Raw genomic sequence first — 24,465 nt, 5'->3', positions numbered from 1 at the left:
TACCGTTGCCGCATGAGATCGCCGTTGTCGGCCGCGCGGGTCCGGCGGACCCTGGCCACCCGCCGCCGCCGGATCGTCGCCGGGGCGGTGGTGGTCGCGCTGGTGGCCGCCGCCGCGCTGTGGGCGGCCCGGCCGGAGCGGGCCGGCTTCCGCACCGAGTCCGCCCTGCTCACCGTGCGCTCGGGGCCGGCCGGCGACGAGCCGGTCGACCTGGACACCACGTTCTACCTGCCGGAGGGCGCCTCGGCCGGCCACCGGGTGCCGGCCGTGCTGCTCGCGCACGGCTTCGGCGGCACCAAGGACTCGGTCCGCTCGGACGCGGAGGACCTGGCCGCCCGGGGGTACGCGGTGCTCACGTGGACGGCGCGCGGCTTCGGCCGCAGCGGCGGCCAGATCCACCTGGACAGCCCGGACCACGAGGTCCGGGACGCCCAGCGGCTGCTGGACTGGCTGGCCGCCCGCCCCGAGGTGCGTACGGACGCCGGCGGTGACCCCCGGGTGGGCGTGGTCGGCGGCTCGTACGGCGGCGGTCTGGCGCTGCTGCTCGCCGCCCAGGACCGGCGGGTCGACGCGATCGTCCCGATGATCACCTGGAACGACCTGTCCCGCGCGTTCCTGCCGGAGAGCACCGGGAAGCCCGCCACCGAGGGCGTGTTCAAGAAGGGCTGGGCCGGCATCTTCTTCGGCGGCGGCGGCAACGCCGGCTCGGGCCCGGCCGGGCTCTCCGGCGGCTCGGCCGCCCAGCCGGAAGGCGCCCCCGCGTCCGCCGGCCCCCCGAGCCCGGGTCCTGGCGCGGGGCCGGGCACCCGGTCGGGGCGCGCCCCGACCGGCGCGGCCGACCCGTCCTGTGGCCGGTTCGCCGCCGACGTCTGCGCCGCATACCTGCGGATCGCCACCACCGGCCGGGCCGACCAGGCGGCGGTGGACCTGCTGCGCCGCTCCAGCCCGGCCGGCGTCCTCGATCGGATCAAGGCGCCCACCCTGCTCGTGCAGGGCGAGGCGGACACCCTCTTCCCGCTGGGCGAGGCCGACGCCAACGCCCGCGGCATCGCCGCCAACGGGACGCCCGTCCGGGTGGCCTGGTTCACCGGCGGCCACGACGGCGGCGAGGGGCCGGCCAACGACTCCGACCGGGTGCGGTTCCTGACCGCCCAGTGGCTCGACCACTACGTCCGGGGCGAGGGGGCCGCGCCGGGCGGGGACTTCACGTACTCCCGGATCGCCGGTTTCGACGCGCTGAACCGCGGTCTGGTCGCCACCGGCTACCGCACCCGCGACTACCCCGGCCTCACCGGCGACGACCGCCACCAGGTCGCGGTGGCCGGCCCGGCCCAGCCGGTCGCGAACCCGCCGAACGGCAACCCGGCGGCGATCTCGGCGGTGCCGTTCGCGGGCGCGCTCGGCTCGCTGCTCGACGGCGTCGCCGGCGACATCCCCGGCCAGCACGCCCGGTTCGAGTCCGCGCCGCTGCCCGAGGCGGTCGACGTGGCCGGCGCGCCGACGGTCTCGCTGCGGGCGGCGTCGCCCACCGGCGAGGCGGTGCTCTTCGTGAAGCTCTACGACGTCGACCCGTCCGGCGCGGCGACCCTGCCGAACGGGCTGGTCGCCCCGGTCCGGCTGACCGGCCTGCCCGAGCGGATCGGCGCGGCGGCGCCGGTGACGGTGACCCTGCCGGCGATCGTCCGCCGGATCGAGGCCGGGCACCGGCTGCGGGTGGTGGTGGCCAGCTCCGACCAGGCGTACGCCACGCCGGCCGAGCCGGTCGTCTACACGGTCGCGGCCGGCGACGGCCCGGTCGTGCTGCCCACGGTGGCCGGCGAGCCGATCCCCACCACGGCCACCGTCTGGCGCTGGGTGCTCGCCGGCCTGCTCGCCGCGATCGCGGTCGGACTCGCGGTGGTCGTCCTGGTCGTCCGCCGCCGGCACCGCCGGCAGGACAGCTCGGTGCATCCGGCGTACGCGGACACCCCGCTCGCCGTCCGGCAGCTCCGCAAGGAGTACGCGGACGGCTTCGTCGCCGTGTCGAACGTCGACTTCGAGGTGCACCCCGGCCAGGTGGTCGGCCTGCTCGGGCCGAACGGCGCGGGCAAGACCACCACGCTGCGGGTGCTGATGGGGCTGACCCAGCCGACCGCGGGGGAGATCTACGTCTTCGGCCGGCGACTGGTGCCCGGCTCGCCGGTGCTGTCGCGGATCGGCGCGCTGGTCGAGGGGCCCGGGTTCCTGCCGCACCTGTCCGGGCTGGACAACCTGAGGGCGTACTGGCGGGCCACCGGGCGACCGTGGGAGGACGCGCACTTCGACGAGGCGCTGGCGATCGCCGGGCTGGGCGACTCGGTGCGCCGGAAGACGCGCAAGTACAGCCACGGGATGCGGCAGCGGCTGGCCATCGCCCAGGCCATGCTCGGCCTGCCCGAGCTGCTGGTGCTCGACGAGCCGACGGACGGCCTGGACCCGCCGCAGATCGCCGAGATGCGCCGGGTGCTCCAGCGCTACGCCACCGACGGCCGGGCGGTGCTCGTCTCCAGCCACCTGCTCGCCGAGGTGGAGCAGACCTGCACCCACGCCGTGGTGGTCAACAAGGGGCGGATCGTGGCGTCCGGCCCGGTGGAGGAGATCGTCGGCGAGTCGCCGAGCGTGCTGTTCGACGTGACCGACCCGGACGCGGCGCGGACGGTGCTGGGCCGGCTCGACGGGGTCCGGGTGCTGCCGGACTCCGCGGGGCACCTGGTGGTGGACACCAACGGCACCGCGCGCAGCGAGGTGGTGGCCGAGCTGGTCCGGGCCGGGATCGGGGTGGACCGGGTGGTGCCGCGGCGCCGCCTGGAGGACGCGTTCCTCGCCCTGGTGGGCGAGAACTCTCGGGGAAGCGGGGACCGGTGATGGCACAGTCGTCTTCCACGGTGGGCGCGGCGGCCGGCTACCGCCCGTCGGCCACCCTGCCGTTCGGGGCGGAGTTCCGCAGGCAGGCGTCCCGGCGGCGTACCCAGCTCGCGCTCGGGTTCATGGTGCTGCTGCCGCTGATCATCCTGGTCGCGTTCCAGTTCGACTCCGGCGACGACGACCGCGGCGGCCGGGGCGAGTTCTCCAGCATGTCCGACCTGGCCACCTCGGGCGGGCTGAACTTCACCCTGTTCTCGCTGCTGGTGTCGGCGTCGTTCCTGCTGGTCGTGGTGGTGGCGCTGTTCTTCGGGGACACGGTGGCGAGCGAGGCGAGCTGGGGCAGCCTGCGGTACCTGCTCGCCGTGCCGGTGCCCCGGGCCCGGCTGCTGACGGTGAAGCTGCTGGTCGCGCTCGCGTACGCGGGGCTGGCCCTGGTGCTGCTCGCCGGCACCGCCCTGGCCGCCGGCACCCTCCGGTACGGCTGGGAGCCGCTGCGCAGCCAGGTCGCGGCCCAGTTGGAGCCGGGCGAGGGGCTGCTGCGGCTGCTGGCGGTGCTCGGCTACCTGGCGGTCGTCCTGCTGGCGGTGGCCGGGCTGGCGTTCCTGCTCTCGGTGCTCACGGACGCGGCTCTCGGGGCGGTCGGCGGGGCGGTGCTGCTCTGGATCCTCTCCAGCATCCTGGACCAGATCACCGCGCTCGGCGGGCTGCGCGCCTTCCTGCCGACCCATTACAGCAGCGCCTGGCTCGGGCTGCTGTCGACGCCGATGCAGACGGACGACGTGGTACGCGGCTGCATCTCTGCGATCAGCTACGCCACGCTGTTCTGGTCGCTGGCGTACTGGCGGTTCACGCGCAAGGACATCACGAGCTGACCGAACGGGCACCCCATCAGGAAACATTACCGTAACGGGCTGTCTATCGATTCTCTCAAATGCATAGGGCATCCTTGCGTAGTCAACTACTTGCTCGGAGGTTGCCAGATGAGAGTCGATCGGTTCGGTCCGCCGGTGCTGTCGCTGTTCCGCATGGTCGTCGGGCTGCTGTTCCTGTTCCACGGCCTGTCGTCGCTGTTCGGCGTCTTCGGCGGCGCCCGGGGGACCGGACAGGCGGTGCCGGTCGGGCAGTGGCCGGGCTGGTGGGCGGCCCTGATCCAGGCCGTCTGCGGCGCGCTGGTGCTGGTCGGGCTCCTCACCCGGCCCGCCGCGCTCGTCGCCTCCGGCTCCATGGCGTACGCGTACTTCGTGGTGCACCAGCCGGACGGGCTGCTGCCGCTGCGCAACGGCGGCGAACTCGCGGCGCTGTTCTGCTGGTCGTTCGTGCTCGTGGCGGTGCTCGGCCCCGGTGGCTGGGCGCTCGACACCCTGCGGGGGCGGCGCGCCGCCCCGACCGTCCCCAGCCCCGCGCCCGCCCGCTGACCCGCCCCGCGACGACAACTTCCGGGAGGTAGTGGCCTCAGCCGGCGACGAGGCCACTACCTCCCCGAAGTCGTGCGAATCCCGGCTCACAGGGTGGGAAGGCGGGCGGAGGCCGGGGGCCGCGTCGTAGACTCGACGGCACAACTGCATACCTCATCCAGAGGGGCTGAGGGATACGGCCCGACGACGCCCCGGCAACCACCCACGCGCTCGACGACGAGCGGCGCGGGCAGGTGCCAATTCCGTCCCCGCCGCAGGGTGCGATGTGGGGAAAGATGAGAGGACTCCTCGACATGACGTCGACCCTCGCCGCGTCCGGCATCGACACCACCGCCAGCCCCGCCCGCGCCCTGGTCTGCCGGGCCTGTCAGGCCCGCTACCCGCTCGCCGCGCAGCACGCCTGCTACGAGTGTTTCGGCCCGCTCGAGGTCGACTACGACCCCGCCGCCCTGGCCCGGGTCACCCGCGAGCAGATCGAGGCCGGCCCCGACAACCTGTGGCGGTACGCCGCCCTGCTCCCGGCCGGCCAGGACCCGGCCGCCCGGGTCACCCTCGACCCGGGGCTGACCCCGCTGGTCGCGGCCCCGCACCTGGCCGCCGAGCTGGGCATCACCGCCCCGCTCTGGGTCAAGGACGACAGCGCCAACCCCACCCACTCCTTCAAGGACCGGGTCGTCTCGGTGGCGCTCACCGCGGCCCGGGCGCTCGGCTTCACCCGGTTCGCGTGCGCGTCCACGGGCAACCTGGCAAACTCCGTCGCCGCGCACGCCGCCCGTGCCGGCGTCCCGTCCGTCGTGTTCGTCCCCAGCGACCTGGAGCAGGGCAAGATCGTCACCACCGCCGTCTACGGCGGCGACCTGGTCGCCATCGACGGCTCGTACGACGACGTGAACCGGCTCTGCGGCGAGCTGGTGGAGACCGACGAGTTCGAGGACACGGCGTTCGTCAACGTCAACGTCCGGCCGTACTACGCCGAGGGCTCCAAGACCCTCGGGTACGAGGTGGCCGAGCAACTCGGCTGGCGCATCCCGGCCCAGGTGGTCATCCCGATGGCCAGCGGGGAACTGCTCACGAAGGTCGACAAGGCGTTCAGTGAGCTGGTCGAGATCGGGCTGGTCGAGGCGCCGGCCGGCGGCTGGAAGGTGTTCGGCGCCCAGTCCGCCGGCTGCAACCCGATCGCCACCGCCCTGCACGCCGGCAGCGACACCATCACCCCGGTCAAGCCCACCGGCATCGCCAAGTCGCTGAACATCGGCGACCCGGCCGCCGGCCTGTACGCCCTGGAGGCCGTCCGGCGTACCGGCGGGTGGATGGAGTACGCCGACGACGACGAGATCCGCGCGGGCATCCGCCTGCTGGCCCGGACGACCGGCGTCTTCGCCGAGACCGCGGGCGGGGTGACCGTCGCGGTGCTGCGCAAGCTCGTCGAGTCCGGCCGGCTCGACCCGGCGGCGGAGACCGTCGTCTTCAACACCGGCGAGGGCCTGAAGACCCTCGACGCGGTAGCCGGCGAGGCCGGCCCGACCCACCGGATCAGGCCGTCCCTCCGCGCCGCCCGCGACGCCGGCCTCCTGACCTAACCCCACCCCCACCCCACCCCCACCCCCACCCCCACCCCCACCCCGCACCCCCACCCCCCCACCCCCACCCCCACCCCCCGCCACGGCGATCTTGCACTTGCGGCCCTCGATTCGCGGTATTCGTGCTGTATGTCGGGGCTGAAAGTGCAAGATCGCGGAGCTGTTGGGGTGGGGGATGGGCGGATCCGTTGGGTAACGGGCTTTTCGCGTTCGGTGCCAAAAACCTGCCGGTAAGGACTTGACGGCAGGAACCGGACGGGCGGAAGATGCTCCGTGCGGGAGGGCGTTTCGCCGGAGACTTTTCAAGTTCTTACGACCCAACGCCGGAGGCGTTGTGCGATCGTCCCTCCCGACCAGCGTCCGATCGGGCCGGCGAGAAATTCGCTGGCCCGATCGTCTTCTCCGGGTAACGCTCGGCGCATGGGTATCGACATCGCGCCGATCGACCGGGCCGACCAGGCCGCCATCGACGAGGCGTACCGGATCAGGGCGGCGACCGACGCGGCGGACGTGCCGGACTTCCCGCCGCTGTGCCGGCGGCGGTTCGAGGCCGCGATCCGGCACCCGATGCCGGGCATCGAGGTCGTGGCGGCGCTCGCCCGGCTCGACGGCGTACCGGCCGGATACCTCCGCCTCGACCTGCCGCGGCTCGACAACACCGACAATGCCAGCCTCGACCTGGCCGTGCACCCGGCGCACCGGCGGCGCGGTGTCGGCCGGGCGCTGCACGGGCACTGCGTGCGCCTGCTGCGCGAGCGGGGGCGCAAGCGGGTGTACGCCCCGGCGGTGTCCGCCCTGCCCGGCGGCCCGGAGCGGCACGGGGCCGGCGGGGCGTTCGCCGCCGCGGCGGGCGCGCGGCCCGCGCTCGCCGAGGTCCGCCGCCGGCTCGACCCGACCCGCCTCGACCAGGCCGCGCTCGACGGGCTACTGGCCGACGCCCGGTCCCGCGCCGCCGGCTACCGGGTCGTGCGCTGGTACGGCCACACCCCGGTGGAGTACGAGGCGGACGTCGCCTACCTCGACGGCCGGCTGGTCGCCGACATGCCGCTGGGCGACCTGGAGTGGGAGCCGGAGAACATCGACGTCGAGCGGCTGCGGGGCACGGAACGGGCGCTGGACGCCCGGGGACGGCGCCGCTACCACCAGGGGGCGGTGCACGTCGCGTCCGGCCGGCTGGTCGCCTGGACGCTGCTGGACGTCGGCGCGAGTGCCCCGTGGCACGCGTTCCAGCGGATCACCATCGTCGACCCCGACCACCGGGGGCGCCGACTCGGGCTGCTCACCAAGATCGAAAACCTGCGGTACGCGCTCGCCCACGAGCCGGAGTTGCGGGCTGTCGACACCTTCAACGCGGCGGCCAACGCCCGCATGATCGCCATTAACGAGCGGCTCGGCTACCGCCCGGTCGACGGTTGGACCGACTGGCAGCTGACGATCTGAGTTGTGACACGGCCCTACTGATCGCGGGGGTTCCTGTTGCATGATGGCGGGCATGACGGAGACCCCGCACCCCCTCTACGCCAGGCACGCCGACACCCTCACCCGTGCGTTGACCGCCATCACGGAGCGCGGGTACTGGTCCGCCTACCCGGAGTCGCCCAGCCCACGGGTGTACGGCGAGACCGCCGCCGCCGAGGGCAAGGCCGCCTTCGAGGCGTACCTGAACGGCGACTTCCCCCTCGACCAGCCGGGCTCGGGCGACCGGGTCGCCACGGAGGCGAGCCCGTTCGGGCTGGAGCTGAACGTGCGCTACCCGCACGCCGCCGCCGACGAGCTGGTGGCCGCCGCCTCCGCCGCGCTGCCGGCCTGGCGCGCCGCCGGCCCGCAGGGTCGGGCGGGCGTCTGCCTGGAGATCCTGGCCCGGTTGCACGGGCACGTCTTCGAGCTCGCCAACGCCGTGCAGTTCACCAGCGGCCAGGCCTTCGTGATGGCCTTCCAGGCCGGCGGCGCCCACGCGCTGGACCGGGCGCTGGAGGCGATCGCCTACGCGTACGCGGAGATGACCCGGCACCCGGGGACGGCCGGCTGGGAGAAGGCCGTCGGCAAGGGCGACCCGCTGCGGATGACCAAGACTTTCCACGTGGTGCCGCGCGGGGTGGCGCTGGTCATCGGCTGCAACACGTTTCCGACCTGGAACTCGTACCCCGGGCTGTTCGCCTCGCTGGTCACCGGGAACCCGGTGATCGTCAAGCCGCATCCGCTCGCGGTGCTGCCGCTGGCGATCACCGTGCGGTACGCCCGCGAGGTGCTCGCCGAGGCGGGCTTCGACCCGAACCTGGTGCTGCTCGCGCCCGAGGCCCCCGGCGAGAAGCTGGCCACGACGCTCGCGCTGCATCCGGCCGTGAAGGTCGTCGACTTCACCGGCTCCACCGAGTACGGCGAGTGGCTCGAGGCCAACGCGCGGCAGGCCTCGGTCTTCACCGAGAAGGCCGGCCTGAACACGGTGGTGATCGACTCCACCGACGACTTCGCCGGGATGTGCCGCAACCTCGGCTTCACGCTGACGCTGTACAGCGGCCAGATGTGCACCACGTCGCAGAACCTGCTGATCCCCCGGGCCGGGATCGACACCGACCAGGGGCACAGGAGCTTCGACGAGGTGGTTGCGGGGATCGCCGCGGCGGTCGGCAAGCTCACCGCCGACCCCGCCCGGGGCGTCGAGCTGACCGGCGCGATCGTCAACGACAGCGTGCTGGAGCGCCTCGACGAGGTCGCCAGGGTCGGCGAGACGGTGCTGGAGTCGCGTACGGTCGAGCATCCGGCGTTCCCCGGGGCGGTGGTGCGGACGCCGACCATCGTCAAGCTGACCGCCGACGACACCGCGACCTACTCCCGGGAGTGGTTCGGGCCGATCTCGTTCGCCATCGCCACCGACTCCACGGCGCACAGCCTGGAGATCATGCGGGCCACCGTCGGCGAGAAGGGCGCGCTGACCGCGGGCGTCTACTCGACCGACGAGGCGGTGCTGGACGCGGCCGAGGCGGTCGCGATCGACGTCGGGGTCCACCTGTCCTGCAACCTGACCGGCGGCGTCTTCGTCAACCAGTCGGCGGCGTTCTCCGACTTCCACGGCAGCGGCGCCAACCCGGCGGCGAACGCGGCGCTGACCGACGGCGCGTACGTGGCGAACCGGTTCCGGGTCGTCCAGAGCCGCCGCCACGCCTGACGTGTGCGGACGGGCCCCCTTCCGGGTGGGAGGGGGCCCGCTCGACGGGCCGACCGGGCCCCGCCGACCTCGGCCTCCAGCACCGTGACCCGCGCGCTCACGCCGGGCGGCGCATCTGCAGCTCGCGCAGCGCGGGGAACTTCGGGTGCGGCACCCGTACCCCGGTGTCGACGAAGCCCAGCCGCCGGTACGCCCGGTAGGCCCGGTCGTTGCCCACCACCACCTCGGGCATCAGCTCCGGCCGCCCGCACGCGCGGGACCAGGCGGCCACCCCCTCGATCAGCTCGGCGAGCAGGCCGGTGCCGCGCCAGGACGGCGTGACGTAGACGGCGTAGATGACGGTCAGTCCGGGGTCGTTCGGCGCGACGGTGCCGCCGGCGCGGCCGACGAGCCGGCCGGCGGCCGTACGCGGGCCCGCGGGGGCGCCGGCGAGGGTCTCCAGCCGCAGCGCGCGCATCCGGGCCGCGTCCTGGGGCGTCACGCGGCGTACCGTGGCCGTCGCTGCCGTACCGGCCGGCCCGGTGCGGCCGCCGGCGGCCGGCGGGGACCTGCTGTCATCCCGCATGCCTATCGCAGTGACGATCGCCTATGTTGTGCCGGGTTGGGGTCGGTCCGATATTGCCCGTTTTGGGATCGTGCGCTGCTGTCACCGCTCGTGTACCGTGCGATTTCGGTCACTGATTTCGTGGTCGTCGTCGACACCGGAACCGGTGGTCCGGGGCTGCCGGTTGGGCCGGTGTCCCGAGGGTTGTGAAAGGCCGCGCGACGTTAAGGAAGTGCACCGTGGCACAGGGCACCGTGAAGTGGTTCAACGCCGAGAAGGGCTACGGCTTCATCGCCGTCGACGGCGGTCAGGACGTATTCGTACACTTCTCCGCCATCGAGATGGACGGCTACAAGGCGCTGGACGACGGGCAGCGGGTGGAGTTCGAGATCGCCCAGGGGCAGAAGGGCCCGCAGGCCGAGCGGGTCCGCGTCGTCGCCTGACCCTCGACCGGTTCCGGGGCCCGCGCACGTGGCGGGCCCCGACCACGTTCCCGGGGGCCCGCCGCTCCCGTCCACCCCAAACGGGGCAGCGGATTCGGGCCGGGCCCAGGCAGGATCATGAGCCGTTCCGGCGTCGCCGCTGAGGAGGGTTCATGTCGCAGCCGCCCGTACCCGACCGACCTGCCCCCGGGTCCTGGGACCCGGGCGAGTTCGGCCAGACCACGAACTGGGACCCGGCCGCGCTCGAACGGACGGATGGCTCGGGCGCGTGGACGGCTCCCCGGCCGGCCGCCGGTCCGGGCCCGTGCGCCGGACTGCCCGTGTACCCGTCGCACCCGGGTGCCGTGCCGCCGGGCTACCCGCCGGGTACCGCGCCCTGGCCGCCGCCCGGGTACGACCCGGCCGACCCGCTCGTCACACCGCCCGGGCAGGGCCTGAGCGGCTGGTTCTCGCGCTGCGCGGGCGCGCTGCGCGGGCGCGGTGCGCCGCAGCTGGCGGCAGTTCACCGTCGTCCTGCTGCTCACCCACTCCCTGCCGACGCTCGCGCTGCTGCTCGCGGTGGTGCCGCTCTACCCGCCGCCGCTGGAGCCCACGGCGCCGGGCGCGCCGCCGGCCCCGCTGCCCGATGGGTACCTCGCCGATTTCGGCGTCCTTCTCGCCGCCATGCTCGGTCTCGTCTGCCTGCTCGCGCTCGTCCAGGCGGTCGGCTGGGCGGCCGGCAGCTGGGTGATCGCGCGCCAGGCGGCCGGCCAGCCCGCCCCGGTCGGCGCCGCCCTCCCGTACGGCCTGCGCCGCGCCCCGGCGCTGTGGGGCTGGACCCTGGTCTACGGCCTGTTGGTGGCGGTCGGGCTGGTCCTGTGCTACCTGCCCGGCCTGTACGCGATGGTCGCGCTGGGCCTGTTCGGCCCGGTGCTGCTCTTCGAGCGCGGCGCCCCGCTGGGCCGGGCCCGTGAGATGTTCCACGCCCGCCTCGGGCCGGTGCTCGGGCGGATCGCGCTGGTCAGGCTCGCGGCGTCCGTGTTCTCGCTGGTCCTGGCCCCGGTACAGGTCGCGGGCGTGCTGCTCGGCGATCCCGCCGACGCGGCCAGCTTCAGCGGGTGGGACGTCGCGTACGCGGTGGTGGCCGCCGTGATCACGCTCCCGTACGGCCTGGTCCACCTTGTCGGCCTCGTCGTGACGTACGCCGAGCAGCGGGCCTGCGAGGGTCCGGTGACGGCCACCCGGCTGGCGGGTGAACTCGGCTGACCGCCCGGATCGGTTGCGCTGGTCGGGCCGCGCCGGGCCGGCCCGACTGGCCCATCGTGCTTGCACTCGGCAGGGCAGAGTGCTAAACAAGTCATTGGCACTCGCATACGGCGAGTGCCAATGGTCGGGGCGGTGGGGTCACGGCCTCCCGGTGGGTGACCGCCGGGCGGCACATGGCCGGTCGTCGCGGGCTATCCGGCCCGGCCGAAGGACGTCGTCGTCGCCAGGTGGCGACGTCCCAAGGTGCGTACACCAGGCGGCCCATCCGGGGCACAACACTCGGGTGGCCCGTGAGTGTCCAGGAGGACAACGCCGTATGGCCAAGATGATCGCGTTCGACGAGGAGGCTCGCCGCGGCCTCGAGCGGGGCATGAACCAGCTCGCCGACGCCGTGAAGGTGACCCTCGGCCCCAAGGGCCGCAACGTCGTGCTCGAGAAGAAGTGGGGCGCCCCCACCATCACCAACGATGGTGTGAGCATCGCCAAGGAGATCGAGCTCGAGGACCCGTACGAGAAGATCGGCGCCGAGCTGGTCAAGGAGGTCGCGAAGAAGACCGACGACGTGGCCGGTGACGGCACGACGACGGCGACCGTCCTGGCCCAGGCCCTGGTTCGTGAGGGCCTGCGCAACGTGGCCGCCGGCGCCAACCCGATGGCCCTGAAGCGGGGCATCGAGGCCGCCGTGGCCAGCGTCTCGGAGGAGCTGCTCAAGCTCGCCAAGGACGTGGAGACCAAGGAGCAGATCGCCTCCACCGCCTCCATCTCGGCCGGTGACACCAGCGTCGGCGAGATCATCGCCGAGGCGATGGACAAGGTCGGCAAGGAAGGCGTCATCACCGTCGAGGAGAGCAACACCTTCGGCCTGGAGCTCGAGCTCACCGAGGGCATGCGCTTCGACAAGGGCTACATCTCCGCGTACTTCATGACCGACCCGGAGCGTATGGAGGCCGTCTTCGACGACCCGTACCTCCTGATCGTCAACAGCAAGATCTCGTCGGTGAAGGACCTGCTCCCGATCCTGGAGAAGGTCATGCAGAGCGGCAAGCCGCTGCTGATCATCGCCGAGGACATCGAGGGCGAGGCCCTGGCGACCCTGGTCGTCAACAAGGTCCGGGGCACCTTCAAGTCGGTTGCCGTCAAGGCGCCGGGCTTCGGTGACCGCCGCAAGGCCATGCTCGCCGACATCGCCATCCTCACCGGTGGCCAGGTCATCAGCGAGGAGGTCGGCCTCAAGCTCGACGCCGTCGGCCTCGACATGCTGGGCCGCGCCCGCAAGGTCGTGGTGACCAAGGACGAGACCACCATCGTCGACGGTGCCGGCGACGCCGAGCAGATCCAGGGCCGGGTGAACCAGATCCGGGCCGAGATCGAGAAGAGCGACTCCGACTACGACCGGGAGAAGCTGCAGGAGCGTCTGGCCAAGCTGGCCGGCGGTGTTGCGGTGATCAAGGTCGGCGCGGCCACCGAGGTCGAGCTGAAGGAGCGCAAGCACCGCATCGAGGACGCGGTGCGCAACGCGAAGGCCGCCGTCGAGGAGGGCATCGTCCCGGGTGGTGGCGTCGCGCTGGTGCAGGCCGGCAAGACCGCCTTCGACAAGCTGGACCTGACCGGCGACGAGGCGACCGGCGCGCAGATCGTCAAGATCGCGCTGGACGCCCCGCTGCGGCAGATCGCCGTCAACGCCGGCCTCGAGGGTGGCGTCGTCGTCGAGCACGTCCGCAACCTGGAGGCGGGCCACGGCCTCAACGCCGCCAACGGCGAGTACGTGGACCTGCTGGCCGCGGGCATCATCGACCCGGCCAAGGTGACCCGGTCGGCGCTGCTGAACGCCTCGTCGATCGCCGCGCTGTTCCTGACCACCGAGGCCGTCGTCGCCGACAAGCCGGAGAAGACCCCGGCCGCCCCGGCTGGCCCGGGTGGCGGGGACATGGACTTCTGAGTCCAGTTCACCAACGCCGAAGGGGGCGGGCCGCTGACGCGGTCCGCCCCCTTCGTCATCTCCGTACCGTCGCCGCCGTCGCGGGAAGACCGGCCGGGCCCTACGTCGGCAGGGGCCGCTGGTTGCGGCGCTTCCGCGCCGGGTCGTACGGCTGCTGGATGCGGACCGGCTCGTCCACCAGGGCGAGTGGCTCCTCGGCCACCGGCGCGCCTGCTCCCGCCATCTCGGCCAGCTGCTCGGCGTCGCCGTAGTCCAACCGGTCGAACGGTAGTTGCCCGGGGAGCTCGTCGACCGGCGCCCAGGTGACGGGCTGCACGTCGTCGGTCTGGTCGTCGTCCGTGGTCATGACTGCCTCCTCTACCGGGAACGGTAGGGGCCGTCGATACGGCACGGGGTCGAACGGGATTATTCGGATCTATATCCCGTTTGCGCTCTCTGGCGTCGGCCCTCCCGGTCCGGCCGTCACCGTCCCGAGCGCCTTGCGGTACAGGAAGAAGACGCGTCCGATCCGGGCCCCCGCACTGCCCGAATAGAAGCGCACCGGCCCGACCCAGCCGATCTGGGCCGATTCGGCCCCTCCGTCCCGCTGGTCGCGCAGGCAGCGGCGCAGCAGCACCCCGCCGATCCCCGAGCCCTCCGCCTCGGGCGCGGTGCCCATCGGCCCGAACCAGGTCGGCCGGGACGAGCCGTAGGCGGCGAAGCCCAGGATCGGGCCGGCGCGCTCGGCCAGGTGCACCCCCGCGGCCGGCCGGCCCACCGAGCCGGCCAGTTCCGCGTCCCAGGCGCCGCCGAACGTGGACCGGGCGAACGCCGCCAGCGCCGGCAGGTCCCCCGGCTCCGCGCGCCGTACCGTGACGCCCCGGTCGGCCAGCCGCCGCTCCGCCGGCTCCGTCGCTCGCAGCGCCGGCGACTCGTCGTACGACAGGTCGGCCGTCATGTTCAGGGCCGTCCGGTCCTGCGTGTAGCCCAGCGCCAGCGCCGCGCAGACCGCGGGCGTGTACCGCACGTCGATTCCCGGCCAGGCGTAGTACGGGGGGTTGCCGGCCAGCAGCACCTCCACCGCGCCCCGCTCCGCCAGGACCCGCTCGGCCCGGTCGAGCAGCGCCCGGCCGACGCCCCGTCGGCGCTGGTCCGGGGCCACCGCCACCAGGTCGACGTGCCCGATGCCCGGCTCCCGGACGGACAGCGAGCCGAGCAGCACCCCGACCAGGTCCGCCCCCCGGTACGCGCCCAGCGCCAGCACCGTCCGGTCCGCGCGGGCGCGGGTGTGCAGGGTGTCGACGATCTCCGCCGCCTCGGCCGCGTCCTCGGGCAGGTCCAGCGCTTGCCGGCACAGGGCCACCACGTCGGGCAGCGCGTCGGTGGCCAGCTCGGCGACGATCGTCTCCGCGTCCATGGTCGCCGACCCTAGGCCATCGCCGCCGGGGCGGGCACCCGCCCTTTCACTGCGCGCGGGCGGCGCGCACGGCGGCGTACGCGTCGACGACGCCCGCCCCGGTGATGTTCGCGTCGCCGTCGCAGGCGTCGGACGGGTTCCGGGAGCGGTACGTCGCCTCGGCGGGGACGGCCGTCTCGCGCAGGATGCGGCGGGTGCGGTCCAGGTCACCGACCAGGGCCGGGTTCGCCGACCACATCAGCGCCACCACCCCGGCGACGTGCGGGGTCGCCATCGAGGTGCCGTCCAGGACGGCGTACCCGCCGCCCGGCATCGCGGAGAGCACCCCCGCGCCCGGGGCGACCACGTCCGGCTTCGCCGCGCCGGGCACCGGCCCGCGGCTGGAGAACGTGGCGACCCGGCGCTGCCGGTCCACCGCGCCGACCGTGAACACGTCCGGGTACGTCGCCGGCGGGTCCTCGATCGACCCGCAGTACGGCCCGGTGTTGCCGGCCGCCGCCACCACGAACACGCCGGCCGCGTCCAGGGCGGCCGTGGCCGCCCGCAGCGCCCCCGGATCGCAGCCCTCGATCGACGGGCAGCCCCACGAGTTCGTCAGCACCTGCGGGCCCCGCTCGGGGCGCCCGTCGGTGAACGGATCGCCGCCGGCCGGGAACGGGGCCAGCATGAACTGCAGGCAGTCCAGGTAGCGGGCCGGGCTGCCCAGGTTGCGGGCCAGGTTGACGCAGCCGACCCAGCTCGCCCCCGGAGCCACCCCGACGCCGCCCCGCCCGACCGCACTGCCCGTGGTGTGCGTGCCGTGTCCGCCTCGGTCGGTGGGTGTGCGCGTGTGCGACCACGGGTCGTACCAGGAGTCGTCCCCGCCCCGGAAGCCGTCGGCCAGCGCCGGGTGCCGGCCGTCCACCCCGGAGTCCGAGCTGCCGACCACGACGCCGGCCCCGGTCACGCCCAGTTGCGACCAGACCCGGTCGGCGCCGATGAGCGAGACGTTCCAGGTCGGCCCCGCCGGGGCGGGCTCCGTACCCCGCTTGGTGGGGGCGGGCGCCGGGAGCGGGCGCAGCCGCTGACTCACCAGCACCCGGCCCACCTCGGGCCGCCGGGACAGCCAAGCCCGCACGCCCGGCCCGCCGTCCACCTCGACCGCGTTCACCAGGTAGTACGGCCTCGGGCGCAGCCCCAGCCGGGACAGGTCGCGGCGCAGGCCGGCCTGGGTGCGCTCGGCCGTCGCGACCAGCCGCCGGTAGACCTCCCGGGCCCGGGCGTCCCGGCCAACCCGACCGGGCGGGCCCGCGGGGACGCCGCTCAGGTCGGCCTGCTCGCGCAGCACCACCAGCAGCCGCTCCCCGTGCAGGCCCGGCTGGCCGGGGACGGCGTACACCGCCGCCACCGCGGCGAGCAGGACCGCGGCGGTCGCCGCCGCCACCCGCCGGTCGGGCGTCCGGCCGCGCGGGCGGGCCAGCAGCACGCCGTACGCGACCGCCAGGACCACGGCCACCGCGAGCCCGACGGCGGCGCCGACCGCCACCCAGAACGGCACGTCCCGGTCGGTGGCCAGGAGGAGGGTGATCTCCTCGGGGTCGGCGAACGCCAGCGGCCCGAACGCCGCGAGCCCGACCAGCCAGCGCGCCGGGGCAGGTCCGACCGGACCGTCCTCCCGGGCGGCCGGGGTCTGGAGAGCGGCCAGGGCGAAGCCGAGCGGCGGCAGCGTGAGCAGCGCGGGCAGTTGCGCCCCGGACTGACCGACGCCGGCCGCGACCAGCAGCAGCGCCACCCCGGCGACCAGGCCGCCGACCAGCACCAGCCGGGCCGGACGCGGCGGGCGGCCGACCGCGAAGCACGACCAGAACCGGGCGTCGAGCACGGCCCCGGCGAGGAGGCCGACGGCGGCCGCCGCTGCCGCCGCCAGCAGGGTCTCCAGCAGCCCGCCGAGCGCGCCGACCCGGGCCCAGGGCAGCAGCGTGGCCAGCCCGGCGGCCACCGCCAGCAGGGTCGCCGGGGCGGGCCGCGGGAACGGCTTGCCCACCCGGCCAACGCCTCCGGCGGCGGCCGACGCCGGCGGCCCGTTGACGGAAGACGGCGGCGGCGGACCGCCCGGGGCCCGCTGCGGCACCGGGGGCTGCCTTCGCGACAGCCGGCCGAACGCCACGGCGAGCAGGGCGGCGGTCGCGGCCAGCGCGGCCAGGTAGCCCTCGTGGTGCACCGGCGGGAGCGCGCGCAGCAGGGCGAGCGCCCCGAAGGCGAGCAGCCCGGCGAGCCAGGCCCACCCGGCGGCCCGGACCGCCCCGGCGCGGGGCAGCAGGGCGAGCAGCAGCACCGGGACGCCGGCCAGCACGACGGTGGCCAGGGCGACCGCCGGCCACAGCCAGACCGCCCGGTCCAGCCCGGCGGCCAGCAGGGTCTGGTCGACCAGCCAGCCGACCAGTTCGGTCGGGACGGTGACCGCGACCGTCCAGCAGCCGGCCAGCACGGCCGCCACCACCGGCCAGGGGCCGGGGCGGTCCGGCGGCGGGCCCGGCACCGGCGGCGGGACGGGACGACCGGGCGGGGGTGGGGGGCCGACCTCCATTCCCAGACAGTACGGCGGGTTCGCGACCTCCCGTCCGGCGGCCGCGACGGTTACGGTGGACGGGTGCGTGACCCGAACGTGTCCCGAGCCGTAGCCGGTCAGCTCTCCCCGGCGCGCCGCGCCGCCGACCTGCGGCGACTGCGCGCCGAGCGGTTCGACGTCCTGGTCATCGGCGGTGGCGTCACCGGCGCCGGAGCGGCCCTGGACGCCGCCTCCCGGGGGCTCAAGGTGGCCCTGGTCGAGGCCCGGGACTACGCCGCCGGCACGTCCAGCCGGTCCAGCAAGCTCATCCACGGCGGCCTGCGCTACCTGGAGCAGTTGGAGTTCCACCTGGTCCACGAGGCGCTGACCGAGCGGGGGCTGCTCGCCACCCGGCTCGCCCCGCACCTGGTCCGGCCCGTGCCGATCCTCGTCCCGCTGCCCGCCGGCCGGGGTGCCCGGGAGTTGCCGGGCCGGGTGTTCCGCCGCTCCTACTACGGCCTTGGCGTGGCGACGTACGACGCGTTCGCCGGGCTGTTCGGGGGCGGGCGGGGGATGCCGCTGCACCGGCACCTGACCCGGGAGGGCGCGCGGCGGGTCTTCCCCAGCCTGCGCGCCGACATCCTGGCCGGGGCGATCCGCTACTACGACGGGCAGGTCGACGACGCCCGGCTGGTGGTCACCCTGGCCCGCACGGCGGCCAGCCTCGGCGCGACCGTGGTCAACAGCGCCCGCGCCGTGGGGCTGATCCGGCAGGCCCGGGAGGTGACCGGAATCCGCGTCCGAGACCTGGAGGCGCCAGCCGGCTCGCCCGACGCCGAGTTCGAAGTACGCGCCCGCACCGTCATCGCCGCGACCGGGGTGTGGAGCGACGACATGTCCCGGATGCTCAACGACGTCGGGCTGCGCCCGGGGTTGCGGGTCCGGGCGTCCAAGGGGGTGCACCTCGTGGTGCCCCGCTCGGCGATCACCGGCGAGGCGGGGCTGATCCTGCGCACCGCCACCAGCGTGCTCTTCGTGATCCCGTGGGGCGGGCACTGGATCATCGGCACCACCGACACCGACTGGCGACTCGACCGGTCGCACCCGGCCGCGTCGGCGCGCGACATCGCATACCTGCTGGAGCAGGTCAACACCGTGCTCGACCGGCCGCTCACCACCGCCGACATCGAGGGCGTGTACGCGGGGCTCCGGCCGCTGCTGTCCGGCGAGGCCGACTCCACCTCCAAGCTGTCCCGGGAGCACGCCGTGGTCGAGCCGATGCTCGGGCTGCTGCTGGTCGCCGGGGGCAAGTACACGACGTACCGGGTGATGGCCTCCGACGTGGTCGACCGGGCGGCCCGCCGGCTCGGCGGGGTGCGCCCGTCCCGCACGGCCGACCTGCCGCTGCTCGGCGCCGACGGGTACGCCGCGATGTGGCGGGACCGGGCCGACCTGGCCCGGCGGCACGGGGTGCCGGTCGGGGTGGTCGAGCACCTGCTGGAGCGGTACGGCACCCTCACCCTCGACCTGCTGGCGCTGGTCGAGGCGGACCCGCTGCTCGCGTCCCCGCTGGCCGGGGCGCCGGAGTATCTGGCGGCCGAGGTGACGTACGCGGCCCGCGCGGAGGGGGCCCTGCACCTGGAGGACGTGCTGACCCGGCGTACCCGGATCTCCTTCGAGACCGCCCACCGCGGGCTGGAGTCGGCGGAGCACGCCGCGGAGCTGATGGGTGCGGTGCTCGGCTGGGACGCCGCGACCCGGGCGCGGGAGGTCGCGCACTACCGGGCCCGGGTGGAGGCGGAGCGGCAGTCCCAGTTGATGCCGGACGACGCCGCCGCCGACGCGGCCCGGCTCGGCGCCCCCGACGTGCGGGGCTTCGCGGCGGACCGGGGCGCGGACGGCGACCCCGCCCTGCCGTCGTCGCGCTGAGCGGTCCCGCCGGTCCCCGGCCCGGGGTGGCCGCTCGTCGCGCTGACCGGTCCCGCCGGTCCCCGGCCCGCGGTGGCCGCTCGTCGCGCTGACCGGTCCCGCCGGTCCCCGGCCCGCGGTGGCCGCTCGTCGCGTGTCGCTCAGAGCACCTTGCCGGGGTTGAACAGCCCCGCCGGGTCCAGCGCCGCCTTGATCGCCTGGTGCACCCGTACCCCGACGGGCCCGATCTCCCGGGCCAGCCAGTCCCGCTTGAGCAGCCCCACCCCGTGCTCGCCGGTGCAGGTGCCGCCCAGCTCCAGGCCGAGCCGCATGATCTCGTCGAAGGCCCGCCGGCCGCGTTCCAGGCTGGCCGGGTCGGCCCGGTCGACCACGATGTTCGGGTGCATGTTGCCGTCGCCAGCGTGCCCGACCACCCCGATCGGCACGGCGCACTCCTCGGCGATCCGGGCCACCCCGTCGAGCAGCGCGGCGAGCGAGCCCCGCGGCACCGCCACGTCGTCGATGACCAGCCCGCCGTTGCCGCCCGGGTACGCGTCGGCGGCGAACTTCTCCATCGCCGGGTGGGCCAGCCGGCGGGCCTGCAACAGCGCCGCCGCCTCCACCGCGTCGGTGGCCGCGTACACCTCGTCCGCGCCGGCGGACTCGCAGACCTCGGCGAGCCGGGCCAGGTCCTCGGCCGCCCGGGACCCGGTGTCCACGGCGGCGAGCAGCAGCGCCTGCGCGTCCGTGCGCAGCCCCATCGGCTGGTACGCCTCGATCGCCCCCAGGTGCGTCCGGTCGAGCAGTTCCAGCAGGCTCGGGGTGAGCCCCCGGGCGGCGATCTCCGCCACCGCCGTACCGGCCTCGGCCGTCGAGTCGAAGACCGCGACGAGGGTCAGCGACTCCTCCGGCGCCGGCCGCAGCGCGACCGTGATCTCGGTGATCACGCCGAGGGTGCCCTCGGAGCCGACGAAGAGCCGGGTGAGGTCGTACCCGGCGACGCCCTTGGCGGTGCGGCGGCCGGTGCGCAGCACCTCGCCGGAGGCGAGCACCACCTCCAGGCCGAGCACGTACTCGGTGGTCACGCCGTACTTGACGCAGCACATGCCGCCCGCGTTGGTGGAGACGTTGCCGCCGATGGTGGACGACTCCCAGGAGCCCGGGTCCGGCGGGTAGTACAGCCCCTGCCTGCGGACCGCCCCGGCCAGGGTCGCGTTCACCACGCCGGGCTGGACCACCGCGATCCGGCTGACCGGGTCGATCTCCAGGATCGCGTCCATTGCCACGGTGCTCAGCACCACCGCGCCGTCCACCGCGTTCGCCGCGCCGGCCAGCCCGGTCCGCGCCCCCTGCGGCACCACCGGTACGCCGTGCCGCGCCGCCGCCCGCACCACGGCGGCCACCTCCTCGGTGCTGCGCGGGCGGACCACCACCAGCGGGGTGCCCGAGGCGCACAGGTCGGCCTCGTCCCGCTCGTGCATGCGGAGCAGGTCCGGATCGGTCAGGACGGCGGCGTCGCCGAGCACGGCGCGCAGGTCATCGAGGAGGGGGGTTCCGGCCATGCGGAAGAGGCTAACGGGCGGCTATCTTGGCGGCCATGCTGTACCTGGACCGACCCGCCTGGCCGGCGCGTGGACGGCTCTGGTCCCACCTGATCAGCTACGTCTCGTACGCCGAGCTGCACGCCTTCGCCGAGGCGCTCGGCGCGCCCCGGCGGGCCTTCGACCGGGACCACTACGACATCCCCGCGGAGCGGTACGCCATGGCGGTGTGGCTCGGCGCGAGGGTGGTGCCGAGCGGTGACCTGGTCCGCCTGCTCCGCGCGGCGAACCTCCCCCGCCCCCGCCCCCGCCCCCGCCCCTAGACACTCGCCGATCTTGCACTTTGTGCCCTCACTTTGTCCCGGTTGGACACTTTTGTCGGGGCCAAAAGTGCAAGATCGCGGGGGTGGGGGTGGGGTGGGGGTGGGGGTGGGGGTGGGGGTGGGGGTGGGGGTGGGGTGGGGGCGCGGGGTGGGGTGGGGGGTTAGGTGAGGTGGGTTAGTTCGCGGGTCAGGTTGGATCTGGCTCGGGGGGCCCAGGTGGTGGCCAGCGGGGGGAGGCGGTAGAGGGCCGGCAGGGCCAGCAGGTTCCGCAGCACCCGGGCCCGGCCAGCGCGGAAGTCCGGGTCCGGCACGTGCGCGTACTCCCGGCGGACGGCGGCCGCGTACCGGTCGTACTCCTCGGGCGGGCCGGCCAGCACGGCCAGGTCCGCGTCGCAGAGCAGCGCACCGTCGGCGTCCCCGGCGGCGGTCGCGTGCCCGGCGGTCAGCAGCACCAGCCGGCGTACCTCGGCCACCGCCCCCGCCGGCAGGCCCAGGTCGGCCAGGAGCGTCGTGGCCAGGTCGGCGCTGTCCCGCTCGTTGGCGTCACCCGGGGCGCGGGGGTCGTAGACCGCGTCGTGGCACCAGGCGGCGAGCCGGACCAGGTCCGGCCGGTCGGCCAGGCCCGCGTACGCGTCGACGACGTCGAGCACGGCGGTCAGGTGCCGGGGGGTGTGGTAGTGCCGGTGGGGCTCCCGCCAGCGGGTCAGCAGGCTTTCCCCGGCCTCGGTCAGCAGCGGCCCGTCGGTCGCGCCCGCGCCCCGCGCCGCCGCCCGCCACCGGTCGATCAGCTCCGTCACCCGCCCGAGTGTGCCGCACCCGCGCGAGGATTCACCCCCTCCGGTACGGGTAGTCCCCGCCATGGCCCGGGACCGGCGACCTTCGTTGCTGCGGCGCGCCTCGGAGCGCGACGGCAAGGACATCGATACGGCGCGAATCGCCGAGGGCATGACGTACCTGCGGAACCGGGGCCGGGACACCCTGCACGACCGGCTGCACCGCGTCCGGATGTCGGTCGGCCTCGCCGTCCAGGCCGGGCTGGCCGCCGCCCTGGCCTACCTGGTGTCCCACTACATCCTGAACAACGCGCAGCCGGTCTTCGCCCCGATCTCGGCCGTCGGCACCCTGGCCGCCTCGATCGGCCAGCGGCTGCGCCGGACCGTCGAGCTGATCGTCGGGGTGGCGGTCGGGGTGTTCCTCGGTGACGGGCTGGTCTACTTCCTCGGTACCGGCAGTTGGCAGCTCGGGCTCGTGGTGACCGCCTCCATCCTGTTGACCATCTTCTTCGGTGGCAGCGTGGCCGTCGTCATCCAGGCCGCCGCCACCGCCGTGCTGATCGTCACGCTCAGCCCCTCCACGCAGAACCTGGAGATCCCGCGCTTCGTCGACGCCGCCGTCGGCGGCGGCATCGCGCTGGTGGTGACGGCGATCCTGCTGCCGTTGAACCCGCTGCGCGTGATCAATCGGGCCGCCCGGCCGGCGCTGGACCTGCTCGCCGACCAGCTCGACAACGCGGCCCAGGCCCTGCGCGAACAGGACCGCGGCCGCGCCCAGCGCGCGCTGGAACGGCTCCGGGAGAACAAGGAGGAACTGGCCACCTTCACGGAGGCCATCGAGGGCGCCAAGGAGACGACCATCCTCTCCCCGGCCCGCTGGCACCGGCGCAGCGAGCTGACCCACTACGCGGAGGCGGCGGACCCGATCGACCGGGCGATGCGCAACAGCGGCACGCTCATCCGGCGTTCGGTGACCCTGATCGAGGACGAGGAACCGGTGCCGGATTCGATGCCCGACGCCGTGAACCACCTCGCCGAGTCCGTCCGGCTGCTTCGGCACGAGTTCTCCGTCGGGGCGGAGCCGCAGCGGGCCCGGGAGCGGTCCCTGCGCGCCGTCAGCGAGGCCGGCCGGGCGTACGGGCAGGGGGTGGGCTTCTCGGGCAGCGTGGTGATCGCCCAGGTGCGGACGACCGCCAGCGACCTGATGGTCGCCTCCGGCATCGAGCAGGAGGAGGCGAACCGGCTGGTCCGCCAGGCGTTCGGCAGGCCGGAGCGGGAGGAGGGCGCGCCCGAGGGCAGGCCCGGCCCGCAGCCCCCCACCGCACCGGCCCTCGGCTGAGCGGTCACGGGAGCTCGGCGAGGGCGGCGAGCAGGCGGTCCACGTCGTCGGTCGTGCTGCCCAGCCCGAGGCTGGCCCGCAGGGCGGTCGGCGGCAGGTCGGCGCGACCGCTGCGGGCGGCGGCCTCGGCGAGCAGCCGCCGGGCCAGCGGGTGGGCGCAGAACAGCCCGTCGCGGACCCCGATGTCGTGCCGCGCGGCCAGCTCCGCCGCCACCTCGGCCGAGTCCCGGCCGGCCACGACGAACGACACGATGCCGACCCGCGGCGCGTCCGGGCCGAAGGTGCGCAGCTCCACCGCGTGCGGCAGGGCGGCCAGGCCGTCCCGAAGCCGGGCCAGCAGCGCCTGCTCGTGGGCGTGCAGTTCGGCCCGGTCCGCGTCGGCCAGCGCCGCGCACACCGCCGCCAGGGCGACCGCGCCGAGCAGGTTGGGCGTACCGCCCTCGTGCCGGGCCGGGCCGGTGGCCCAGCGCACCTCGTGGGTGGCCGCGCCGACGTGGCTGGTGGCGCCGCCTCCCGCCAGGTAGGGCGGGGCCGCGTCGAGCCAGTCGCCCCGGCCGAGCAGCACCCCCGCCCCGAACGGCGCGTACAGCTTGTGCCCGGAGGCGGCCAGGTAGTCCACGCCCAGCGCGGCCACGTCGACCGGGGCGTGCGGGGCGAGCTGGGCGGCGTCGACCGCGATCCGGGCGCCGTGCCGGCGGGCCACCAGGGCCAGCTCGGCCACCGGCCAGCGCTCCCCGGTCACGTTGCTCGCCCCGGTCACCGCGACCAGCACCGGCGGGTCGGCCCGCGTGCCCCGGCGCAGCTCGGTCAGGGCGGCGTCCAGGGCGCGGACCGCCTCGCCCGCGGCGGCCGGCACCGGCAGCCGCACCGAGCCGCGCGGCCAGGGCAGCAGGTTGGCGTGGTGCTCCCCGGCGAAGGTGACCACCGTGGTCCCGGGGGGCAGGGCCCGGGCCAGCAGGTTCAGCGCGTCCGTGGTGTTGCGGGTGAAGACCACGTGGTCGCCCGCGCGGGCGCCGAAGAAGTCCCCGACCGTCTGCCGCGCCCGCTCGTACTCCAGCGTGCAGCGCCGCGACAGCGCCCCGGCGCCGCGGTGCACGCTCGCGTACCAGGGCAGGAGCTCGGCCACGGCGTCGGCCGCGGCCCGCGCGCACGGCGCGCTGGCGGCGTGGTCGAGGTTGACCTGGCCCGGCACGCCGAGCACGTCGAGCGGCCGGGCGGTCCGCGCCGGCAGCGGGGGCAGCGGGGATACGAGGGTGACGGGCACTGGCCTACCTCCGAGGTCCGGGGACCCCGGGGTGGGCACCGGGACGGGGTCCGCGCTTGCCCAGCGCCGGACGGGGCTGGGCCCGGTCATCACCCGGGGCACCCCACCGCGAACTTGACGAGGGTTGCCGGCCAGCAAGCCGGGGCTTCACGCTGGCGCTCGTGACCTGCCGGCAGCAT

Annotated in this window: 19 protein-coding genes and 2 riboswitches; of the genes, 12 read left to right on the top strand and 7 right to left on the bottom strand. The window is 75.0% G+C overall.

The features are described 5' to 3' along the window. Positions 1–12: 12 nt before the first annotated feature. From JD77_RS09020 to paaN, 6 genes are all read left to right on the top strand, one after another. On the top strand, positions 13–2,883 hold the full coding sequence (locus JD77_RS09020; RefSeq protein WP_145773873.1) for an alpha/beta fold hydrolase: 2,871 nt from the start codon (positions 13–15) through the stop codon (positions 2,881–2,883). After that, entirely contained in the window at positions 2,883–3,755 is an 873-nt protein-coding gene (locus JD77_RS09015; protein ID WP_145773872.1) for an ABC transporter permease, read from the top strand. Before JD77_RS09020 ends, JD77_RS09015 begins: the two co-directional genes overlap by 1 nt. 108 nt (positions 3,756–3,863) lie before the next feature. Then, complete coding sequence (locus JD77_RS09010) at positions 3,864–4,298, top strand: DoxX family protein (RefSeq protein ID WP_145773871.1); 435 nt, start codon at positions 3,864–3,866, stop codon at positions 4,296–4,298. A gap of 150 nt (positions 4,299–4,448) precedes the next feature. Beyond that, positions 4,449–4,580, top strand: a riboswitch (SAM riboswitch). Between the two features lie 11 nt (positions 4,581–4,591). Beyond that, on the top strand, positions 4,592–5,878 hold the full coding sequence (gene thrC, locus JD77_RS09005) for a threonine synthase (protein ID WP_145773870.1): 1,287 nt from the start codon (positions 4,592–4,594) through the stop codon (positions 5,876–5,878). Positions 5,879–6,298: 420 nt separating this feature from the next. Continuing rightward, positions 6,299–7,318 (top strand): GNAT family N-acetyltransferase, encoded by a 1,020-nt coding sequence (locus tag JD77_RS09000; protein ID WP_145773869.1) that lies wholly within the window; start codon positions 6,299–6,301, stop codon positions 7,316–7,318. A 52-nt stretch (positions 7,319–7,370) separates the two neighbouring features. Further along, positions 7,371–9,044 (top strand): phenylacetic acid degradation protein PaaN, encoded by a 1,674-nt coding sequence (gene paaN, locus JD77_RS08995; RefSeq protein WP_211372516.1) that lies wholly within the window; start codon positions 7,371–7,373, stop codon positions 9,042–9,044. Between the two features lie 97 nt (positions 9,045–9,141). Here paaN and JD77_RS08990 read toward each other — a convergent pair whose 3' ends face one another. After that, positions 9,142–9,609 (bottom strand): GNAT family N-acetyltransferase, encoded by a 468-nt coding sequence (locus JD77_RS08990; RefSeq protein ID WP_145773867.1) that lies wholly within the window; start codon positions 9,607–9,609, stop codon positions 9,142–9,144. Positions 9,610–9,827: 218 nt separating this feature from the next. Between JD77_RS08990 and JD77_RS08985 the strand changes: the two genes are divergently transcribed. The 3 genes from JD77_RS08985 (at position 9,828) to groL (ending at position 13,215) form a co-directional block, all read left to right on the top strand. Continuing rightward, the gene (locus JD77_RS08985) at positions 9,828–10,031 is read left to right on the top strand and encodes a cold-shock protein (RefSeq protein ID WP_007073263.1); all 204 of its coding nucleotides are present in this window, start codon (positions 9,828–9,830) and stop codon (positions 10,029–10,031) included. A 480-nt stretch (positions 10,032–10,511) separates the two neighbouring features. Continuing rightward, the gene (locus JD77_RS08980) at positions 10,512–11,276 is read left to right on the top strand and encodes a hypothetical protein (protein WP_145773866.1); all 765 of its coding nucleotides are present in this window, start codon (positions 10,512–10,514) and stop codon (positions 11,274–11,276) included. A 316-nt stretch (positions 11,277–11,592) separates the two neighbouring features. After that, a complete protein-coding gene (gene groL, locus JD77_RS08975) occupies positions 11,593–13,215 on the top strand; it encodes a chaperonin GroEL (protein ID WP_145773865.1) in 1,623 nt (540 codons plus the stop codon). Positions 13,216–13,315: 100 nt separating this feature from the next. On the opposite strand, the gene JD77_RS08970 is transcribed toward groL, so the two are convergent. The 3 genes from JD77_RS08970 to JD77_RS08960 form a co-directional block, all read right to left on the bottom strand. Further along, positions 13,316–13,561 carry a hypothetical protein gene (locus JD77_RS08970; protein WP_170286398.1) on the bottom strand — a complete coding sequence of 82 codons (246 nt, stop codon included), beginning with the start codon at positions 13,559–13,561 and terminating at the stop codon, positions 13,316–13,318. A gap of 69 nt (positions 13,562–13,630) precedes the next feature. After that, positions 13,631–14,611 carry a GNAT family N-acetyltransferase gene (locus JD77_RS08965; protein ID WP_145773864.1) on the bottom strand — a complete coding sequence of 327 codons (981 nt, stop codon included), beginning with the start codon at positions 14,609–14,611 and terminating at the stop codon, positions 13,631–13,633. 46 nt (positions 14,612–14,657) lie between these two features. After that, on the bottom strand, positions 14,658–17,177 hold the full coding sequence (locus JD77_RS08960) for a S8 family serine peptidase (RefSeq protein ID WP_145773863.1): 2,520 nt from the start codon (positions 17,175–17,177) through the stop codon (positions 14,658–14,660). Between the two features lie 78 nt (positions 17,178–17,255). Between JD77_RS08960 and JD77_RS08955 the strand changes: the two genes are divergently transcribed. Then, positions 17,256–19,067, top strand: a complete 1,812-nt coding sequence (locus tag JD77_RS08955) for a glycerol-3-phosphate dehydrogenase/oxidase (RefSeq protein WP_145777489.1) — start codon at positions 17,256–17,258, stop codon at positions 19,065–19,067. Between the two features lie 140 nt (positions 19,068–19,207). Here the strand turns inward: JD77_RS08955 and JD77_RS08950 are convergent, their stop codons facing one another. Beyond that, positions 19,208–20,608 carry an FAD-binding oxidoreductase gene (locus tag JD77_RS08950; RefSeq protein ID WP_145773862.1) on the bottom strand — a complete coding sequence of 467 codons (1,401 nt, stop codon included), beginning with the start codon at positions 20,606–20,608 and terminating at the stop codon, positions 19,208–19,210. 35 nt (positions 20,609–20,643) lie between these two features. Here JD77_RS08950 and JD77_RS08945 point away from each other — a divergent pair, with 35 nt between their 5' ends. Continuing rightward, entirely contained in the window at positions 20,644–20,910 is a 267-nt protein-coding gene (locus JD77_RS08945) for a DUF4031 domain-containing protein (protein WP_145773861.1), read from the top strand. A 161-nt stretch (positions 20,911–21,071) separates the two neighbouring features. Here JD77_RS08945 and JD77_RS08935 read toward each other — a convergent pair whose 3' ends face one another. Further along, positions 21,072–21,707: an HD domain-containing protein gene (locus JD77_RS08935; RefSeq protein WP_145773860.1), complete on the bottom strand. Its 636-nt coding sequence runs from the start codon at positions 21,705–21,707 to the stop codon at positions 21,072–21,074. Between the two features lie 61 nt (positions 21,708–21,768). Here JD77_RS08935 and JD77_RS08930 point away from each other — a divergent pair, with 61 nt between their 5' ends. Further along, positions 21,769–23,022, top strand: coding sequence for an FUSC family protein (locus JD77_RS08930; protein ID WP_145773859.1), 1,254 nt, complete (start codon positions 21,769–21,771; stop codon positions 23,020–23,022). A 4-nt stretch (positions 23,023–23,026) separates the two neighbouring features. Here JD77_RS08930 and JD77_RS08925 read toward each other — a convergent pair whose 3' ends face one another. Beyond that, a complete protein-coding gene (locus tag JD77_RS08925) occupies positions 23,027–24,286 on the bottom strand; it encodes an aminotransferase class V-fold PLP-dependent enzyme (RefSeq protein ID WP_145773858.1) in 1,260 nt (419 codons plus the stop codon). A 47-nt stretch (positions 24,287–24,333) separates the two neighbouring features. Next, positions 24,334–24,453, bottom strand: a riboswitch (SAM riboswitch). Between the last annotated feature and the right edge of the window lie 12 nt (positions 24,454–24,465).

The organism is Micromonospora olivasterospora (assembly GCF_007830265.1).
In the GTDB taxonomy this organism is placed as follows: Bacteria; Actinomycetota; Actinomycetes; order Mycobacteriales; family Micromonosporaceae; genus Micromonospora; species Micromonospora olivasterospora.
The sequence above is the reverse complement of the archived record's forward strand: the minus strand, read 5'-3'. Positions and strand labels throughout refer to the sequence as shown.

Excerpts from the sequence above, each read along its gene's own strand:
- JD77_RS09020 (WP_145773873.1), top strand. The coding sequence starts at position 13 with ATGAGATCGCCGTTGTCGGCCGCGCGGGTCCGGCGGACCCTGGCCACC.
- JD77_RS09015 (WP_145773872.1), top strand. The coding sequence starts at position 2,883 with ATGGCACAGTCGTCTTCCACGGTGGGCGCGGCGGCCGGCTACCGCCCG.
- JD77_RS09010 (WP_145773871.1), top strand. The coding sequence starts at position 3,864 with ATGAGAGTCGATCGGTTCGGTCCGCCGGTGCTGTCGCTGTTCCGCATG.
- thrC (WP_145773870.1), top strand. The coding sequence starts at position 4,592 with ATGACGTCGACCCTCGCCGCGTCCGGCATCGACACCACCGCCAGCCCC.
- JD77_RS09000 (WP_145773869.1), top strand. The coding sequence starts at position 6,299 with ATGGGTATCGACATCGCGCCGATCGACCGGGCCGACCAGGCCGCCATC.
- paaN (WP_211372516.1), top strand. The coding sequence starts at position 7,371 with ATGACGGAGACCCCGCACCCCCTCTACGCCAGGCACGCCGACACCCTC.
- JD77_RS08990 (WP_145773867.1), bottom strand. The coding sequence starts at position 9,609 with ATGCGGGATGACAGCAGGTCCCCGCCGGCCGCCGGCGGCCGCACCGGG.
- groL (WP_145773865.1), top strand. The coding sequence starts at position 11,593 with ATGGCCAAGATGATCGCGTTCGACGAGGAGGCTCGCCGCGGCCTCGAG.
- JD77_RS08970 (WP_170286398.1), bottom strand. The coding sequence starts at position 13,561 with ATGACCACGGACGACGACCAGACCGACGACGTGCAGCCCGTCACCTGG.
- JD77_RS08965 (WP_145773864.1), bottom strand. The coding sequence starts at position 14,611 with ATGGACGCGGAGACGATCGTCGCCGAGCTGGCCACCGACGCGCTGCCC.
- JD77_RS08960 (WP_145773863.1), bottom strand. The coding sequence starts at position 17,177 with ATGGAGGTCGGCCCCCCACCCCCGCCCGGTCGTCCCGTCCCGCCGCCG.
- JD77_RS08950 (WP_145773862.1), bottom strand. The coding sequence starts at position 20,608 with ATGGCCGGAACCCCCCTCCTCGATGACCTGCGCGCCGTGCTCGGCGAC.
- JD77_RS08945 (WP_145773861.1), top strand. The coding sequence starts at position 20,644 with ATGCTGTACCTGGACCGACCCGCCTGGCCGGCGCGTGGACGGCTCTGG.
- JD77_RS08930 (WP_145773859.1), top strand. The coding sequence starts at position 21,769 with ATGGCCCGGGACCGGCGACCTTCGTTGCTGCGGCGCGCCTCGGAGCGC.